The following is a 16,900-nucleotide window of genomic DNA, read 5'->3' as shown; positions in this document are numbered from 1 at the left end:
GGCTCGGGGCCGCGCGCCGCGCGCGTGCGGACGCCCTCCGCCGCACCGCGAGCCCCGCCCCAACCCGGGCGGTGAGGAGTCGCTGGTTGTCGACAGAGCAGCCTGCGCCGACAACCAGCGACCCCTCACCTCGCCGCCCGCCGGAGCGCTACCCCTTCAGCGCACCCGACGACAGGCCCGCCACGTAGAACCGCTGCAGACCGACGTAGAGCGCGATGCACGGGATCATCGCGATCACGGAGCCGGCGACAAGGGTGCCGTAGTTGACCTGGCCGTACGTGCCCGTCTGCAGATTGAGCAGGGCGACCGGCAGCGTGTAGAGCGAGTCCTTCGTCAGGAAGGTCAAGGCGCCCAGGAACTCGGTCCACGCCGCCAGAAAAGCGTAGAGGGCCGCGGTGGCCGCTCCCGGCAGCAGCAGCGGCCGCAGCACCGTGACGATGACCCGGGTGCGGCTCGCACCGTCGACGAGCGCCGAGTCTTCGAGCTCGTCGGGGATGGCGTCGAAGGCGTTCCGCATCACGAAGGTGCCGAACGGCAGGTTGACCGTGACGTAGAACAGCACGAGGCCCGCAAGCGAGTTTGTCAGGTGCATCGCGTTCAGCTGCAGGTAGAGCGGCGTCAGGATGGCCTGGAACGGCACCATCATGGTGAGCAGCACGAGCCCGAAGACGACCTTCGAGCCGCGGAACCGGAACTTCGAGAACCCGTAGCCGGCCATCGTGGCGACGACCGCGGTGATGACGGCCGTCGAGATGGCGACGATCAGGCTGTTCACGAGGCCCGTCAGCAGGTGCGACGACGGGCTGAAGATGGCCTGGAAGTTCTCGAAGCCGAAGTTCCAGAAGGTCGCCCAGGTCGGAGCCGCCGTGATGACGGCATTCGGCTGGAAGGCCCGCATGATCGCGATCAGGAGCGGCACGCCGAAGATCAGCGCCGAGCCGATTCCTGCAATGGCGTAGAGCGTGCGCTTGACCCGGGTGTCGCGCGGGTGGTCGACGGTGCCCTGGTGATGCTTCAGGCTGCGTGGCGACGGATCCGTCGACGGCGACGTCTCGGAGACGCGGCCTGCGAGTGCGGTCATTCGTCCTTCTCCCTCAGCGCCCAGAACTGGAACGCGGTCACGAGGCCGATCACGATGATCAGCGCGAAGGCCTCGGCGGTCGCCGCGCCCAGCTGGAGCTGCACGAACGCGCGGTTGTAGATGTAGCCGACGATGGTCTGGGTCTCGGTTCCGGGGCCGCCCTGCGTCAGGATGTAGAACTGCGTGAAGGCGAGAAGCGAACCGGTGACCGAGATGATGACGCTCAGGGCGAGCGTGTTGCGGATGATAGGGATCGTGATGAGGCGCTCCTGCTGCCACCAGCTAGCCCCCTCGAGCGACGCGGCCTCGTAGATCTCGTCGGGGATGCCCTGCATGGCGCTCATGACGAGCACCATCGTCAGGCCCGAGACGGCCCACACCACGAACACGCAGATCAGGCCGGTCGCGAGCGGTCCGTTGACGAGCCACGCCGTGGTGCCGTCGGTGATGTGGAGCAGCTTCAGCAGCACGTTCACCAGGCCCGACGACGGCTGTGCCTCGAGCACGAGCATGAAGCTCAGCGTTGAGAGCCCGACGACGAACGGCAGGAAGAAGATCGTGCGGAGCAGCGTCGCCCCGCGTCGCTTCGACCGCACCAGCACGGCCAGGAAGTACCCGACCGCGAGGATCGGCACCGTGACGATCGCCGTGTACAGCAGGGTGTAGCCGATCGACTGCACGAACGCCGGGTCTTGGAAGAGCTTGAAGTAGTTCTCCAGGCCGATGAAGCGGTAGCTGCCGATGAGCGGCCAGTTGGTCAGCGAGATGTAGATCGCGACGATCAGCGGCGCCACCACGAAGACGACGACGAACAGCATCGCTGGCGTGACGAGGGCGAAGCCGGTGCGCGGCGGATGGGTGAGCGATGCGCGTCTGCGCGGTGGCGCCGGCGGACGATCAGACGCGAGCGGCGGCCTGACGGTTGTTGTGGACACTTCTGCACCTCCTTGTGCGAGTGGGTCAGGCCTGGGCCTGGTCGAGGATGCGATCCCAGGCGATCTGCCCGGTCTTCATCGCCTGGGTGACGCCGCTGCCGAACACGGCCTCCCGGAACATCGAGAAGAACGGGCTCGACGGCTGGTTGTAGAGCAGGTTGTACGCCAGCGTCTGCGGCGCGTAGCCCTTGTCGATGTTCTCCAGCGGCAGCACCGACAGCGGGTACTTCGCCTCGTACTCGGGGGTCAGCACATCGGAGCGGATCGGGAAGTAGCCGCCGGCCGGGAGGTTCGACTGCGTCTTCGTGGCGGTGGCGTACTTCATGAACTCCCACCCGCCCGGCGCGTTCTTGGCGCCGTTCGGGATGCACATGTTGTCGCCGCCGTCGAAGAAGGCGGCGCCGCCCGTGGGGCCGGGCAGGAGCACGGCGCCGATCTTCTTCATCATCTCCGGGGTCGACGCCGCGATCGCGCCGTACGACACGGGCATGAGCCCGACGGTGCCGGCCCGGAAGTCGGCGCCCCACGTCTGCCCGGCGTCGCTGTAGGCGTTGCGGGAGACGAGCTTGTCGGTCCAGAGCTGACGGTAGAACGACAGCGTCTGCTCGAGGGCGTCGTTGCCGACGATGTTGCCCTGCTGCTTGCCGATCGGCCCCTTCTGCATGTCGCTCCCGGTCGCCCAGATGTGCGGCTGCACCGTGAACCCGAGGATGCCGGCGGCGTTGCCCGACAGGGTCCAGCCGAACACGTCGCCGCCGAGCTTCTGCACGCTCTTCGCCGCGGCGAGGAGCCCGTCGAAGCCCGTCGACAGGGAGGCCGGGTCGACGTCCGCCTTCTGGAGCAGCTCGCTGTTGTAGAACAGCATCGAGTTGTCGGCGAGGTACGGCACCCCGAAGATCTTCCCGTCGTGCTTCAGCAGCCCCATGTGCCCGGTCGAGAGCTTGTCGTAGTACGGGAGCGCCTCGACAACGCTCGTCAGATCGGCGAACACGTCGCGGAAGATGAACAGCGACGAGTTGATGTCGTCCATGTCGACGACGTCGGGCGGCTCGCCGCCTCGGATCGCGGTGGCGAGCTTGGTCACGTACTGCCCGTCGGGCACGGGCGTGAGCTCGACCTTGAGGTCGCCGTGCGACCTGTTGAAGTCGGCGACGAGGGCGACGAGGCCTGCCTGCGTCGCGGAGCGGCACCACACGTTGATGGTGCCGGTGGCCTTCTTGGTGAAGCCTGCTGCCGAGGAGTCGATCCGAGGCAGCGTGCCCGCGCATCCTGCGAGTGCGAGCGACGCTGCTCCGATAACGGACCCCGCCAGAAACGTTCTCCTGTCGACGGCCATGGCGCTAGAGAGTCGGGATCCATACGCGCATGGGGCCGATCTCGCGGTTGGCCCACGCGTAGTACGGGATCGCGGTGAGAGCCACGGGCGCAGGAACTTCTGGTGGCCGGCTTGCATTCGCACCGGGGTAGCCGACACCGTCCGCGCCGCCGTGGTCGACCCGTCGGTAGGGCCAGGCGGTCTCGGCGTGGGTCGACGGCGTCGACCCGGACAGTGCCAGGGTGACGACGCCGTCGAGCAGGCCGTCGACCTTCGTCGCCTCGATGGGCGCGGCGGTGTCGAGCAGGATGTCGTCGACGGCCGTCCCGGGGATGTCGCCGTGCTCCACGGCGTAGACGAGCGGGCCGCGCTCCACTGCGACGCTGCCGCGGGCCGCGTCGACGCGGGCGTCGGCGGCGTAGAGGTGCGGGGCCAGGTCGAGCTCGACCTGCACGACGTCGCCGACGGAGAACTCGCGCTCGATGCGCACGTACTCGCCCGCGGGTGCGGCGACGGGCTCGCCGCCGACGGTGACCTTCGTGTCGTCCGACCACGCGGGCACCCGCACCTCGAGCGCCCAGCTGCCGGTCGTCTCGGTGATCTCGATGCCGATCGAGCCCGACCACGGGTAGTCGGTCGTGACGCGCACCGCTCCGTTGTCGAACGCGAAGTCGCCCGAGGCGAACTGGTGCAGCTGCAGGCCGCCGCCGGTGGTCGTCGCGAGGTACGCGTCGAGGCTGGCGAAGGTGCGCATGATGTTCGGCGGGCAGCACGCGCAGTCAAACCAGCCGCGGCGGCCGTGAGCCGGCGAGCGGTTCTCGTCGGCATGGGCGTCGGCGCGCTGCTGGAGCGGGTTCACGTAGAAGTACTCGGTGCCTGCGAGCGAGACACCGGGGAGGAACGCGTTGTAGAGGAACCGCTCGATCGCGTCGGCGTAGACGGGCTTGCCGGTCGCGAGCAGCAGTCGCCAGGCCCACTGGACGCCGCCGATCGCGGCGCACGACTCGGCGTACCCGCGGTCGGTGGGCAGCTCGTAGGGGTCGCCGAAGGCCTCCCAGTCCCAGCGGGCGCCGAGGCCGCCGGTGATGAACGCCTTCGACGACATCATGGAGGCGAACTGGGTCTCGAGGGCGGCGAGGAGCTCGGCGTCGCCGGTCTCGAGGGCGACGTCGGTCGCGCCGGCACCGAGGTAGACGGCGCGCACGGCGTGGCCCTCGACGGTCACGGCCTCGCGGACGGGGAGCCGGTCGGAGAAGTAGGTGGCCTCTTTGCCGCGCTCGGCGGTGTAGCCCCGACCGCGGGCCTCGACGAAGTGGGCGGCGAGGTCGAGGTAGCGGCGCTCTCCGGTCACCCGGTAGAGCTCGACGAGCGCCATCTCCACGACGGGGTGGCCGTCGACGTCGAGGCGCTTGTCGGGGCCGAAGGTCGCGTCGAGGTGATCGGCGAGCTTCACCGCGACGTCGAGCAGGCCGGTGTCGCCGGTGGCGCGGACCTGCGCGACAGCCGCCTGGAACAGGTGGCCGGCGCAGTACATCTCGTGGCTCCACGGGAGGTCGGTGTAGCGCCCCGCGACCCCGCCCTGGATCTGCTGGACGGAGTCGAGGTAGCCGTCGTCGGCCTGAGCCTGAGCGACCAGCACCGTCACCTCGCGCTGCATCTCGAGGAGGTCGTCGGACGGGTTGCGGCCGTACTCGAACGCCACCGCCTCCAGCCACTTGTAGATGTCGCTGTCCATGAAGATCGGGCCGCGTGCCTCGCCGGACTCGAGCCCGGCGGCGATGCGGAGGTTCGAGAAGTTGCCGGCCTTCTCGAGGAGGTCGTAGGCCTCGCGGATGGCAGCAGCGCCGTTGCGCTCCTGTCGCAGCGACCAGAACCCGGAGGTGATGTGGGCGGCGCCCGCGTCGAGGGGACGGAGCGCCGCGGTCGCGGAATCGGTCGGCTGGACGGGCTGGGCTCGACGCGGAGTGCCGAGGGTGGCCGTGGTTGTCATGCTGCTCCTTTGCAAGCGTGCGGCGGAATACGTTTTCTGATATCACCGTACGGCGCGCATTGCGTCGACACAAGGCCCGGATGCAAACTGTGGATAAGTCCGTGTCTATGATGATCTGTGGAAAGGGACCACCTCGAGTTCCTGCGCGCTTTTCAGGAAAGGCGGTTGCCGTGGCCGGCGAGACGATCGTGCGCATCACCGACGTCGCAGCCCTCGCCGGCGTCTCGATCGGCACCGCCTCGAAGGCGCTGAACGACACCGGCCAGCTGCGCGAGGAGACCCGGCTGCGCGTCCGCGAGGCGGCGCAGAAGCTGGGCTTCGTCATGGACGCCCGCGGCCGGGCGCTCTCGTCAGGACGCAGCTACACCGTCGGCATGATCACCACCGACTCGTTCGGCCGGTTCTCGATCCCGGTCATGCTCGGTGCCGAGGACGTCCTGAGCGCCGGGCAGATGGCCGTCCTGATGTGCGACACCCGCGACGACTCCGTGCGCGAGCAGCACTACCTCCGGTCTCTCTCGTCGCGTCGAGTCGACGGCATCATCGTGACGGGCCGGTCGTCCGACCCGCGCCCGCGCATCGAGGTCGACATCCCCGTGGTCTACGCGTTCACCCCGTCGCTGTCTGCGGACGACGTGTCGGTCGCGGTCGATGATGCGCGCGGCGCCGAGATCCTCGCCGAGCACCTGCTCACGATCGGCCGCCGCCGAGTCGCCTACGTCTCCGGGCCGTCGCGCCATGCGGCCTCGACCCTGCGCGCCGGGGCCGCCGCCGCCCTGCTCGGCCCGAACCTCGTGGCGCCGCCCCTCTTCGGCGAGTGGTCGGAGCGCTGGGGGCGCCAGGCCGTCGACCTGCTGCTGCGGCAGAACCCCGACGTCGACGCCATCGCGTGCGGCAGCGACCAGGTCGCCCGCGGCGTCTGCGACCGGCTGCGCGAGCTCGGCAAGTCGGTGCCTCAGGACGTCGCCGTCACCGGCTACGACGACTGGAACGTGATGGCTCTCGCCAGCCGCCCGCCGCTCACCACCGTCAATCTCCGCCTCGAAGACGTGGGCCGGCTGGCCGGGCGCGCGCTGCTCGACCTGATCGCGGGGCGCGAGCCCGCGTCCGCCGTGATCGAGCCGACGCTCGTGATCCGCGAGTCGACCGTCGGGGCCTAGCGACGGAGATTCTCCGCGCCACCCGTCCCGATCCGCATGCGTCGGTCGCCGCCAGGCGTTTCTCCGTCGTCGGCACCGCCCCCGACCGGGGGCCGCTTAACACGCTCGTTACAGCCCATTTATGAGGCGGTCACAAGCGCCCGCCCGCCGGCCGCGAAAGTGAGGCCATCCACCACCCGCCAGCGAACAGGAGACCTCTGATGTCGACCGGAACCGGCTCCACGAACGGCGTGACGTACACGTCCGCCGACCCGAACTACTTCGAGAAGCGGCAGCTGCGCCGCACGGCCGGATTCTGGGGGATCTGGGGCATCGGCATCGCGGCCGTCATCTCAGGAGACTTCTCCGGCTGGAACGCGGGCATCACGAGCGCCGGCTGGGGCGGCCTCCTGATCGCGTCCGCCGTCGTGGTCGTGATGTTCTTCGGCATGATCTTCTCGATCGGCGAGATGAGCGCCGCGATGCCGCACACGGGCGGCGCGTACTCGTTCGCCCGCGCCTCGATGGGGCCGTGGGGCGGATTCGTGACGGGGCTCGCGGAGACGCTCGAGTACGTCCTCACGACGGCCGCGGTCGTGTCCTTCTCGGCCGGGTACGCCGACCCGATCCTGACCGACCTCACCGGGGCGAGCCTGCCGATCTGGGTGTGGTGGATCATCCTGTACGCCGTGTTCATCGGCCTGAACTCGCTCGGGTCGAGCGTGTCGTTCCGGTTCGCGCTCGTGGTGGCGCTGATCTCGATCGGGGTGCTCGTCACGTTCGCGGTCATGGCCGTCTTCTCAGGGAAGCTGGACTTCGGCAGCCTGTTCGACGTGAAGCCGGACTCGGGCCAGACGGCTTTCCTGCCGCACGGGATCCTGCCGATCTTCTTCGCCCTGCCGTTCGGCGTCTGGCTGTTCCTCGGCATCGAGGAGCTCCCGCTGTCGGCCGAGGAGGCGCACAACCCGACGAAGGACATCCCGAAGGCCAGCGTGTGGGGCCTCGCCACGCTGATCGGCTGCGGCGCGATCGTGCTCGTGCTGAACCCCGCCGTGATCGGCGGGACCGCGGCCGGCGCCAGCCTCGAGCCCCTGCTCGACGGCTTCCGCGCGATCATTCCCAACGACAAGATAGCGGCCGTCCTGAGCGCGTTCGCCCTCGTAGGCCTGCTGGCCAGCCTCCAGGGCATCATGTTCGCCGCCGGCCGCAACATGTACTCGCTCTCGCGGGCCGGATACTACCCGCGCGGTCTGTCGGTCACGGGCAAGCGCCAGACTCCGGTGATCGCGATCGCCGTAGCCTCCGCGATCGGCCTGATCGCGCTGTTCGCCGCCGAGAGGTCGACGCCGGGCGCTGGCGGCGGGCTCGTGCTGAACATCGCCGTCTGGGGCGCTGTCGTGTCGTACATGCTGCAGATGGTGTCGTTCCTGATCCTGCGCCGGAAGTTCCCGAACGCGAAGCGCCCCTACAAGTCGCCGTGGGGAGTCGCCGGGGCGTACATCGCCGGCATCATCGGGCTCGCGATCTTCGTGGGCGAGATCCTGAATCCCGCGCTCTGGTCGGCGATCGTGATCATGCTGATCGTGTACGCCGTCGGCCTGGTGCTGTTCGCCACGGTCGGCCGCAAGAACCTCGTGCTCGCCCCCGAGGAGGAGTACGCGCTCTCAGGAGGGCTGCACGGCGACCCGCAGGCCGAAGGCTACGACGCGATGGAATCCGAGATCTTCCCGCACGCCGTTCCCGATCCCGCGCCGCGGGAGTCCGACCTCGTGTAGTCGCGAGCGCAGGAACTGCCCCACCCCGCCCGGGGTGGGCCGGTTCACGCGCTCCCCCGTCACCACACCCGCGCGATGACCTCGTTCAGCAGCCCGTTCGTCGGGAAGTTCGCCTGGCTGATGTACACCCCGGTCGAGCCCCGGACGTAGTAGGTCGAACCGATCTCGACGCCGTACTGGCTGTCGGTCGTGACGCTCTGGCAGCGGGTGCCCTCGCCGAGGGGGACGCAGGTGAAGCCCTTGGACTTCAGCCCCGTGAGAAAGGCGACGGCCTTGACCGGGTCGACCGGGGCGATGACCATGTCGAGATTGGTGATGTCGGCCCGGGGGTCGCGCCACAGGCACTCGAGTCTGCGGCCGCTCGTCTGCGCACTGGCGGGAAGGAGTCCGAGCTTGCCCTTGAGGTCGTATCCGGCGGGGTTCAACGGCGTCGAGGCGAAGGTCTTCGCGTAGGTCGCCGCCGACATCGTGGCCTTGCACGAGGTCGGGACGGTTCCGTGGTCGTGGTGCGGGTCGGCCTCGGCGGTCTTCGTCGGCTTGGCCGTCGGCTTGGTCGTCGCGGACGACCCGGGCGTCGCGGTCGCGGATCCAGCACCGCCCGAGGAGGGCCCGCCGGACGCACCGTCGCCCGGCGACGTGGACGGACCCGCCGCGGACGACACCGCGGGCGAGGTGGTCGCCGTGCCAGTGCACCCGGTCAGGATGAGCGTCGCCGCAAGCGCCGCGACGCCGAGATATGCCTTGCCCCGCATGTGATCCCCCTGTGAATCGACTATGCCCTCACAGTAGGCCGGTCGCCGGTCCGCGGGGTCAGTCGGAAGAATGATTCAGCGCCCGGTGGGCACGCGCTTCCACCGGGCCCCGTAGCGGCGCAGCGAGATCCGGGTGCGGTCGGCTCGGAAGAAGTCGTGGGAGAACTCGATGGCCGCCTCGGACGCGTCGAACGTGATGCGCCAGATCTCGAACAGGGGTGCGCCGACCTCCACACCGAGGATCGCCGCCTGCTCGGCCGTCGCGGCCACGACGTCGATGGTCTCGTCGGCCTGAGCCATCTCGACGCGGTAGTCGCGCGACAGCACGCGGTAGACCGACCCGGTGTGGTCGCTGTCCTGGAACCCGGGCACGAGCCGCATGGGCAGCACCATCGTGTCGAGCGAGAGCGGGATGCCGTCGGCGTCGCGCCGTCGACGCATCCGGAAGACGTTCTCGCCGTCGGCCAGGCCGAGGCTCCGCTGCTCGGACGGCGACGCCACGCCGATCCCCTCCGACAGCACCTCCGTCGACGAGGTGAAGCCCTGCTGGCGCAGCATGTCGGGCACGCCCATGATCGTGTTGAGCTGGCGCTCGATCTTGCCGTCGGCGACGAACACCCCGCCGGTCCGGCCCATGGTGCGCCGGATCACCGCCGCCGACTCGAGCTCCTCGAGGGCCTCGCGCAGAGCCGAGCGAGGCACCCCGAACTGCTCGGCGATGGCCCGCTCCGATCCGATGCGATCGCCCACGCGCAGCTCGGCGCGCGCGATCATCCGCCGCAGGCGCTCGGCGAGCTCGGAGTGGTCTCGGGGCACGCGATGAGCTTAGATGCCGAGCGCGGTCAGCGATCCGTCGAGGGCCTCGACGAGCCGGGGAACGTCGTCCTCGTCGAATGCCAGGGGAGGACGCAGCTTCAGGACGCTGTTGGTGGGGCCGCACACGCTGGTGAGCACCCGGCGGTCGCGGAGCTCTTCGAGGAGGGCGAGGGCGGAGCGCGTTCCTGCGACCTTGGTGCCGGGGTCGTCGACGATCTCGACGCCGGTGTACTGGCCGGATCCGCGGACGTCGCCGATGCCGGGGTGCGAGGGCACGAGCTCGCGGATCGCGTCGCGGAGGACGGCTCCGACGCGAAGGGCCTTGGCCTGGAGCCCGTCGTCGCGGATGACGTCGAGCACGGTCTGGGCGGCGGCGATCGCGACGGGGTTGCCGCCGAAGGTGTTGAAGTACGGGCGCCGGGTGCTGAACGCCTCGAGCACCTCCCGGCGCGCGGCCATGGACGCGATCGGGAAGCCGTTGCCCATGGGCTTGCCGGTCGTCACCAGATCAGGAACGAAGCCGTGGCGCGCGAACCCCCAGAACGCCTCGCCGGTGCGGCCGAACCCGGGCTGCACCTCGTCGGCGATGACGACGCCGCCGTGCTGGTGCACGAGCTCGAGAGCGGCGCGGATCATGCCGGGCTCGCCCAGGAAGATCCCGTCGGACGAGAACGACGAGTCGAGAATGAGCCCGGCGAACCCGTCGCTCGACGCCTCGATGTCGGCGATCGCCGCGGCGACCTGAGCCAGCCACCAGGCGCCTGCGCCCTCGGCCGTCTCGGAGCCGAGCCGGTACGTGTCGGGCGGGTCGACGATGCGCAGCGTCGGGTCCATCGTCTCGGGCCCGCGGAGCGACGGCGAGTGCGCCGAGACCAGTGCCGTGTTGCCGTGGTACGCCTCGCTCGTCGCGATCCAGGCGGTTCCGCCGGTGTACTCGCGGCCGACGCGCAGGGCCAGGTCGTTCGCCTCGGAGCCGGTGCAGACGAACATGACCTGGTCGATCTCGTCGGGCATCGTCGACAGGAGGTCGTCGGCGTAGTTCAGGACGCCCTCATGCAGGTAGCGCGTGTGGGTGTTGAGCTCGGACATCTGCTTGCGCACGGCCTCGACGACGCGGGGGTGGGCATGCCCGATGCTCGGCACGTTGTTGTAGAGGTCGAGGTACTCGTTTCCCTGGGCGTCCCAGGCGTGGGCGCCGCGGCCCCGGACGATCTCGACCGGGTGCTTGTAGAACAGGCGGTAGGCGGCCCCGAGCACTTCGCGCCGCTCGGTCAAGGCACGCGTGCGCGGGTCGAGCGCGGCGGCGTCCTCGGCCTTGAAGCTGTTGCCGTCGAGGATGGAAGCGGTGTTCGCCATGGGGGTCCCGTCGTTCGTGGGTGCACGTCCATTCTCCGAGGGCGCGGTGCCCGGCGGGGACACCCCGTGTTACCGGGACGTTACCAACCGCCCCGGCCGGATGAATGGCGTGTTACCGGCGTGAACGGCTGGTAAAGGATGGGGCGCGAGTGCCTGAGTTCCTGCGCCCCGCCCCTAGGTTTCTGTCTCATGACGAGCGAGCAGATGGCGGGTTCGCTCGCGGCTTTCGATCACGTGGGCCGCGGCGACGACGCCCCCTCCTGGGTGCACGCCGGCGTGTGCGGCCGCTGGGCCCTGCCCCCGGAGCGCACGACCGTCACGCTGATCGCCGTCTCGGAGAACATCACGTTCAAGGTGGCGGTGGACGGCGTGCCGGGCCTGGTCGTCCGGCTGGGCCGCCCCGGGTACGCGGTGAGCGTCGAGCACGTGCGAAGCGAGCTGCTCTGGGTGGAGGCCCTGCAGCGCGACGCGGGGGTGCCGACGCCGTCGCCGCGACACGGGGCGGACGGCGACCTGGTGCAGTTCCTGACCGACGACACCGGGGCCGCCTGGACGGCCGTCGGGTTCGACTTCGTGACCGGCACCATCCTCGAGGATCAGATCGACTTCGCCGACCACTTCGTCGAGATCGGCCGGCTGACCGCGCAGCTGCACGAGCACTCCCGCGGCTGGGAGTCGCCGGCCGGGTTCCAGCGCTTCGACTGGTCGCTCGACGACATGACGGGCGGGCTGGCGCGCTGGGGCGACTGGCGGAGCGCGCCGCTGACTCAGGCGGATCGCGCCGTGCTGGAGCGGGCGGAGCACTCGGCCCGCGCCACGCTGTCGGGAATCCTGAGGACGCCGCAGCACTGGGGCCTCATCCACTCCGACCTCCGCCCGTCGAACGTCATGACGCACGAGGGCGCGATGACGATCATCGACTTCGACGACTGCGGGTACGGCTTCTACCTCTACGACTTCGGCTCGGCGCTGACCTTCTACGAGCACCGGCCCGCCGCCCTCGAGATGGGCGCGCGCTGGCTCGACGGCTACCGCGAGGTGGCACCGCTGTCACGCGACGACCTCGAGGTCGCGGGGTCGCTCTCGCTGATGCGCCGGCTCACGATGCTCGGCTGGGCGACCACGCACCGCGCCGACGCACTGCCCGCCGACCTCTGGGACGAGAACATGCCCGGCACGGTCGAGGTCGGCGCCCGCTACCTCGCCGACCCGCTGTGGCTGGTCGGCGCCTAGCGCTTCGTCAGGCCCGCGACGCCTGAAGCAGCGCCCACAGCTCGGCCCGCCCGGCGAACGACTCGAGATCCAGATCGAGCAGGATGCCGACTCTCGCGATGCGGGCCTTGAGCGTGTGCCGGTGCAGGCCCGCCTCGCGCGCCGCCGACTCCCAGTGCCCGTTGTGGTCGAGCCAGAGCCGCGAGCACGCGACGAGGTCGCCCGGCTCGCCGTCGAGGGCCCCGAGCCGTCGCCTGGCGAGGCTCTCGGCCGCCGGCGACCACAGGTCGTCGAGCAGTCCCGCCGCCGAGTCGCCGAAGACGTGCAGGCCGGCCCTGGGGTCCTGACCGAGCGCCCGCGTCGCCTGAGCGAGCCCCGTGGCGGCCTCGACGGGCGCGAGCACCGACGACAGGCCGATCGGCAGGACGGCCAGCGCCGGCGTCGTGTCGACGAGCCGGGACAGGTCGTCGGTCGATGCCGCCGGCAGCAGGAAGACGATGCGCTCGGCCATGGCGTCGGCGAAGGCGAGGTGCCTGCGAGTGAGCGCGTCGACGAGCCGCCAGCGCTCGGACGGCTGCGAGGACCTCGCCAGCACGACCACCCCGACCCGGAGCGCGTCGGGGATCTCGGCGTCGAACTCGGCGGCCGCCGCGACGGCGCCCGGGAGGTGCCCGTCGAGCAGGAGCCGCACGATGACGGCGCCGAGCCGCTGCTCGAGGTGGCGCTCGGCGTCGCCGTAGCGGAGCAGCACCTCGACGATCGCGACCGCGCTGGTGACGACGGCCTGCATGGCGACGTCGTTGCGGCCGGCCCCGGCCACGCCGATGGCCCCGCGGAGTCCGCCGCGCGGGCCGAGCGTCTGCGTCGTCGCGAAGCCCGGCCAGCCCGGCAGGGTCGTCTCGACGCTGGCCCGCGAGCCGCGCCCGAGGATCCTCCGCCCCTCGGCGACGAGGGCGTCGAGCCCGGTGCCGCGCGCGTTCTCCTCGATGACGACGTCGCCGGTCGACGACAGGATGACGACCGCGCCCTCGACCTGCTCGGCGAGCGCGCGCACGACGGCGACCAGGGTTCCTGCGGTGAGGGCGGCGACCGAGACGGCCCGCTGAGCGCCGAGCGTCCACGCGTCGCGCTCGTGCTCCCTGGCGGCGATCCGGTCGGCGACCCAGCGGATCAGCGCGATGAACGGCACCTCGTACGGCACCTCGACCAGGGTGACGCCGCGGGCTGCGCAGGCGTCGACGAGCGGCTGCGGGGTGCCCTCGCGGATCACCTCGAGGCCGAAGCCGAGCGCGACGGCACCGGCCGCGACGAGACGGTCGACGTAGTCGGCGTAGAACTCGTCGGCGTCGTCGAGCGGAAACTGCGTCCCCGTCGTGAGAAGCATCGTGTCGCCGGTCAGGAACGGCGTCGGGTCGACGAGGTCGGAGCTGTGCACCCAGTCGATCTCGGTGTCGCGCCCGTCGCCGGTCAGGCGCGGGATCAGCCGCAGGGCGGGCTCGGCGAGAAGGCCTCGGACAGTGGGAGGCGTGGTGGTCTGCACGCGCCACAGGCTATCCCCCGATTGCCGCTCGGGCCACCGGTTGTCCACAGTCCTGCCGAAACGGCATCGCCGGGGGTGCGCTCTCTCCCTAGTGTCTCGTCTAACCGATCCACCGTTTTCTAGGAGGCGCCATGACGCTCGTCGACTCCCGGCTGTCCAGCGACGGCCGCGCTCACGTCGGGGGGCCTTCTCTCCCGCAGGAACGCCGCCTGGTCACCGAGATCCCCGGCCCCCGATCGCGCGAGCTCCTCGCCCGCAAGAACTCGGCGGTGGCCCGCGGCGTCGGGATCACCCTCCCCGTCTTCACCGACGTCGCGGGCGGCGGCGTGCTCGTCGACGTCGACGGCAACAGCCTCATCGACTTCGGCACGGGCATCGCCGTCACCGGAGTCGGCAATGCGGCCCCCCGGGTGGTCGCCGCCGTGCACGAGCAGGTCGACCGCTTCACGCACACCTGCTTCATGATCACCGGCTACGACTCCTACGTCGACGTCGCCGAAGCTCTCAACCGACTGACGCCGGGCGATCACGACAAGCGCACGGCGCTCTTCAACACGGGCGCCGAGGCGGTCGAGAACGCCGTCAAGATCGCGCGCTCGTACACGGGGCGACCCGCGGTCATCGCATTCGACCACGCGTACCACGGGCGCACCAACCTGACGATGGCGCTGACCGCCAAGTCGATGCCCTACAAGAGCGGCTTCGGACCGTTCGCCCCCGAGATCTACCGGGCGCCGCTGTCGTATCCGTTCCACGACGGGCTCTCCGGCCCCGAGGCCGCGAAGCGCGCGATCGCCATGATCGAGAAGCAGGTGGGCGCGGCCAGCACGGCCGCGATCATCATCGAGCCGATCCAGGGCGAGGGCGGCTTCATCGTCCCCGCGCCGGGCTTCCTGACCGCGCTCTCCGAGTGGGCGACGGCGAACGGCGTCGTGTTCATCGCCGACGAGGTGCAGACCGGCTTCGCCCGCACCGGCGCCATGTTCGCCAGCGAGCACGAGGGGCTCGTCCCCGACCTCATCGTCACCGCCAAGGGCATCGCGGGCGGCCTGCCCCTCTCGGCCGTCACCGGCCGCACCGAGATCATGGACGCCCCGCACGTCGGCGGACTCGGCGGCACCTACGGAGGCAACCCGATCGCGTGCGCGGCGGCTCTCGCCGCCATCGAGTCGTACGAGCACGACGGGCTGGTCGCCCGGGCCGGCGAGATCGAGCAGATCATGAAGGCCCGGCTCTCGGAGCTCCAGGCCTCCGATCGGCGGATCGGCGACGTGCGCGGACGAGGCGCCATGATCGCCGTCGAGCTCGTCGACCCCGCGACCGGCGAGCCCGACGCGGCCCTCACCTCCCGTGTGGCGGCCGCCAGTCATGCCGCCGGGGTGATACTCCTGACCTGCGGCACCTACGGCAACGTCATCCGGTTCCTGCCGCCGCTCTCGATCGGCGACGCGCTCCTGCATGAAGGGCTCGACGTGGTCGCCCAGGCATTGGAGGCCGCATGACCATCACGACGACTCGCGAAGCCGAGCTGCTCGCGACGATCCCGACCGGGCTGCTGATCCACGGCGTCTGGCGCGACGCCACCGGCGGCGAGACGTTCGGCGTCGTCGACCCCGCCACCGGCGAGACGCTCGCGCAGGTCGCCGACGCCTCGCCCGCAGACGCCGTCGCCGCGCTCGACGCCGCGGTCGGGGCCGCCGACGAGTGGGCGGCGACCCCGCCCCGCAAGCGAGGCGAGATCCTGCGGCGCGCGTTCGACCTGACCATCGAGCGCGCGGACGACCTCGCGCTGCTCATGACCCTCGAGATGGGCAAGTCGCTCGCAGAGGCGAGGGGCGAGGTCACGTACGGCGCGGAGTTCCTGCGCTGGTTCTCGGAGGAGGCCGTCCGCATCTCGGGCAGCTACGGGACGAACCCCGAGGGTACGGGCACGACGATCGTGTCGCATCGCCCCGTCGGGCCCTGCTTCCTGATCACGCCGTGGAACTTCCCGCTCGCGATGGCCACGCGCAAGATCGCGCCGGCGCTGGCCGCCGGGTGCACCGTGGTGCTCAAGCCGGCCGAGCTGACGCCGCTCACGAGCCTCGCGTTCGCGGCGATCCTGATCGAGGCGGGAGCGCCCGCCGGTGTCGTCAACGTCGTCACCACCACGGACGCGTCCGGCGTCTCATCCGCCGTCATGGCCGACGACCGCCTGCGCAAGGTGAGCTTCACCGGCTCGACCCCGGTCGGCAAGATCCTGCTGAAGCAGGCGGCCGACAACGTGCTCCGCACCTCCATGGAGCTCGGCGGCAACGCGCCCTTCCTGGTGTTCGACGACGCCGACCTCGACAAGGCGGTCGACGGGGCCATGCTCGCCAAGTTCCGCAACATCGGCGAGGCCTGCACCGCCGCCAACCGCTTCTTCGTGCAGTCGGGGGTCGCCGACGAGTTCGCCGCCCGACTGACGGCGCGCGTCGAGGCGCTCCGCGTCGGCCGCGGCACCGAGGACGGCGTCTCGATCGGCCCGCTCATCAATGAGGCGGCGGTCAGCAAGAGCGCCGAACTCGTCGGCGACGCCGTCTCACGCGGCGCGTCCGTGGTCTCGGGCGGCTCGGCCGTCGACGGGCCGGGCACCTTCTTCGAGCCCACCGTCCTCACCGGCATCCAGCCGGGCACGCGACTCCTCCGCGAGGAGGTCTTCGGGCCTGTCGCAGCGATCGCGACCTTCGAGACCGAGGCGGAGGGCGTCGCGATGGCGAACGACACCGAGTTCGGCCTGGTGTCATACGCCTTCACCACGGACCTCGCGCGGGGCCAGAGGTTGATCGCCTCGCTCCGCTCCGGCATGCTCGGTCTGAACTCCGGCGTCGTGTCGAACGCGGCCGCGCCCTTCGGCGGCGTCAAGTCGTCGGGTCTCGGACGCGAGGGCGGCGCTCAGGGCATCCACGAGTACCTCGACACGTCGTACACGTTCGTTCCGCTGACCACTTCCGACGACGCCTGAACC

13 protein-coding genes are annotated in these 16,900 nt (G+C 70.5%); 5 read left to right on the top strand and 8 right to left on the bottom strand.

Annotated features, from left to right (window positions below; all coding sequences use genetic code 11):
• Window positions 1–148: 148 nt before the first annotated feature.
• Genes AC07TY_RS07125 through AC07TY_RS07110 form a run of 4 tightly spaced genes read right to left on the bottom strand, consistent with a single transcriptional unit; the run spans window position 149 to window position 5,321 of the window.
• Window positions 149–1,081: a carbohydrate ABC transporter permease gene (locus AC07TY_RS07125; RefSeq protein ID WP_494784835.1), complete on the bottom strand. Its 933-nt coding sequence runs from the start codon at window positions 1,079–1,081 to the stop codon at window positions 149–151.
• Window positions 1,078–2,016: a carbohydrate ABC transporter permease gene (locus AC07TY_RS07120; RefSeq protein ID WP_494784834.1), complete on the bottom strand. Its 939-nt coding sequence runs from the start codon at window positions 2,014–2,016 to the stop codon at window positions 1,078–1,080. Before AC07TY_RS07120 ends, AC07TY_RS07125 begins: the two co-directional genes overlap by 4 nt.
• Before the next feature lie 25 nt (window positions 2,017–2,041).
• A complete protein-coding gene (locus tag AC07TY_RS07115; protein ID WP_494784833.1) occupies window positions 2,042–3,352 on the bottom strand; it encodes an ABC transporter substrate-binding protein in 1,311 nt (436 codons plus the stop codon).
• Between the two features lie 4 nt (window positions 3,353–3,356).
• A complete protein-coding gene (locus AC07TY_RS07110; protein ID WP_494784832.1) occupies window positions 3,357–5,321 on the bottom strand; it encodes a glycoside hydrolase family 127 protein in 1,965 nt (654 codons plus the stop codon).
• A gap of 170 nt (window positions 5,322–5,491) precedes the next feature.
• On the opposite strand from AC07TY_RS07110, the gene AC07TY_RS07105 reads away from it, so the two are divergent.
• Both AC07TY_RS07105 and AC07TY_RS07100 read left to right on the top strand, forming a co-directional pair.
• Window positions 5,492–6,481: a LacI family DNA-binding transcriptional regulator gene (locus AC07TY_RS07105; protein ID WP_488624650.1), complete on the top strand. Its 990-nt coding sequence runs from the start codon at window positions 5,492–5,494 to the stop codon at window positions 6,479–6,481.
• 200 nt (window positions 6,482–6,681) lie between these two features.
• Window positions 6,682–8,235, top strand: coding sequence for an amino acid permease (locus AC07TY_RS07100; RefSeq protein WP_494784831.1), 1,554 nt, complete (start codon window positions 6,682–6,684; stop codon window positions 8,233–8,235).
• A 59-nt stretch (window positions 8,236–8,294) separates the two neighbouring features.
• On the opposite strand, the gene AC07TY_RS07095 is transcribed toward AC07TY_RS07100, so the two are convergent.
• The 3 genes from AC07TY_RS07095 to AC07TY_RS07085 form a co-directional block, all read right to left on the bottom strand.
• Window positions 8,295–8,987, bottom strand: a complete 693-nt coding sequence (locus AC07TY_RS07095; protein WP_494784830.1) for a hypothetical protein — start codon at window positions 8,985–8,987, stop codon at window positions 8,295–8,297.
• A gap of 75 nt (window positions 8,988–9,062) precedes the next feature.
• Window positions 9,063–9,803, bottom strand: a complete 741-nt coding sequence (locus AC07TY_RS07090; RefSeq protein WP_494784829.1) for a GntR family transcriptional regulator — start codon at window positions 9,801–9,803, stop codon at window positions 9,063–9,065.
• A 9-nt stretch (window positions 9,804–9,812) separates the two neighbouring features.
• A complete protein-coding gene (locus AC07TY_RS07085) occupies window positions 9,813–11,159 on the bottom strand; it encodes an aspartate aminotransferase family protein (RefSeq protein WP_494784828.1) in 1,347 nt (448 codons plus the stop codon).
• A 189-nt stretch (window positions 11,160–11,348) separates the two neighbouring features.
• Here AC07TY_RS07085 and AC07TY_RS07080 point away from each other — a divergent pair, with 189 nt between their 5' ends.
• On the top strand, window positions 11,349–12,392 hold the full coding sequence (locus AC07TY_RS07080) for a phosphotransferase enzyme family protein (protein ID WP_494784827.1): 1,044 nt from the start codon (window positions 11,349–11,351) through the stop codon (window positions 12,390–12,392).
• A 7-nt stretch (window positions 12,393–12,399) separates the two neighbouring features.
• Here the strand turns inward: AC07TY_RS07080 and AC07TY_RS07075 are convergent, their stop codons facing one another.
• Complete coding sequence (locus tag AC07TY_RS07075; protein WP_494784826.1) at window positions 12,400–13,911, bottom strand: PucR family transcriptional regulator; 1,512 nt, start codon at window positions 13,909–13,911, stop codon at window positions 12,400–12,402.
• A gap of 131 nt (window positions 13,912–14,042) precedes the next feature.
• Here AC07TY_RS07075 and gabT point away from each other — a divergent pair, with 131 nt between their 5' ends.
• Both gabT and AC07TY_RS07065 read left to right on the top strand, forming a co-directional pair.
• On the top strand, window positions 14,043–15,413 hold the full coding sequence (gene gabT, locus AC07TY_RS07070; RefSeq protein WP_488624654.1) for a 4-aminobutyrate--2-oxoglutarate transaminase: 1,371 nt from the start codon (window positions 14,043–14,045) through the stop codon (window positions 15,411–15,413).
• Window positions 15,410–16,897: an NAD-dependent succinate-semialdehyde dehydrogenase gene (locus tag AC07TY_RS07065; protein WP_494784825.1), complete on the top strand. Its 1,488-nt coding sequence runs from the start codon at window positions 15,410–15,412 to the stop codon at window positions 16,895–16,897. Before gabT ends, AC07TY_RS07065 begins: the two co-directional genes overlap by 4 nt.
• The last annotated feature ends 3 nt before the right edge of the window (window positions 16,898–16,900 follow it).

It is taken from the genome of Frondihabitans sp. GW821-FHT04F02, from assembly GCF_059420045.1.
Note: the sequence above shows the minus strand (reverse complement) of the source record. Positions and strands in the feature narration are given on the sequence as shown.

Bases quoted from the DNA above. Each gene is read 5' to 3' on its own strand.
- AC07TY_RS07085 (WP_494784828.1), bottom strand. From the start codon at position 11,159: ATGGCGAACACCGCTTCCATCCTCGACGGCAACAGCTTCAAGGCCGAG.
- AC07TY_RS07080 (WP_494784827.1), top strand. From the start codon at position 11,349: ATGACGAGCGAGCAGATGGCGGGTTCGCTCGCGGCTTTCGATCACGTG.
- AC07TY_RS07065 (WP_494784825.1), top strand. From the start codon at position 15,410: ATGACCATCACGACGACTCGCGAAGCCGAGCTGCTCGCGACGATCCCG.
- AC07TY_RS07125 (WP_494784835.1), bottom strand. From the start codon at position 1,081: ATGACCGCACTCGCAGGCCGCGTCTCCGAGACGTCGCCGTCGACGGAT.
- AC07TY_RS07095 (WP_494784830.1), bottom strand. From the start codon at position 8,987: ATGCGGGGCAAGGCATATCTCGGCGTCGCGGCGCTTGCGGCGACGCTC.
- AC07TY_RS07110 (WP_494784832.1), bottom strand. From the start codon at position 5,321: ATGACAACCACGGCCACCCTCGGCACTCCGCGTCGAGCCCAGCCCGTC.
- AC07TY_RS07100 (WP_494784831.1), top strand. From the start codon at position 6,682: ATGTCGACCGGAACCGGCTCCACGAACGGCGTGACGTACACGTCCGCC.
- AC07TY_RS07115 (WP_494784833.1), bottom strand. From the start codon at position 3,352: ATGGCCGTCGACAGGAGAACGTTTCTGGCGGGGTCCGTTATCGGAGCA.
- gabT (WP_488624654.1), top strand. From the start codon at position 14,043: ATGACGCTCGTCGACTCCCGGCTGTCCAGCGACGGCCGCGCTCACGTC.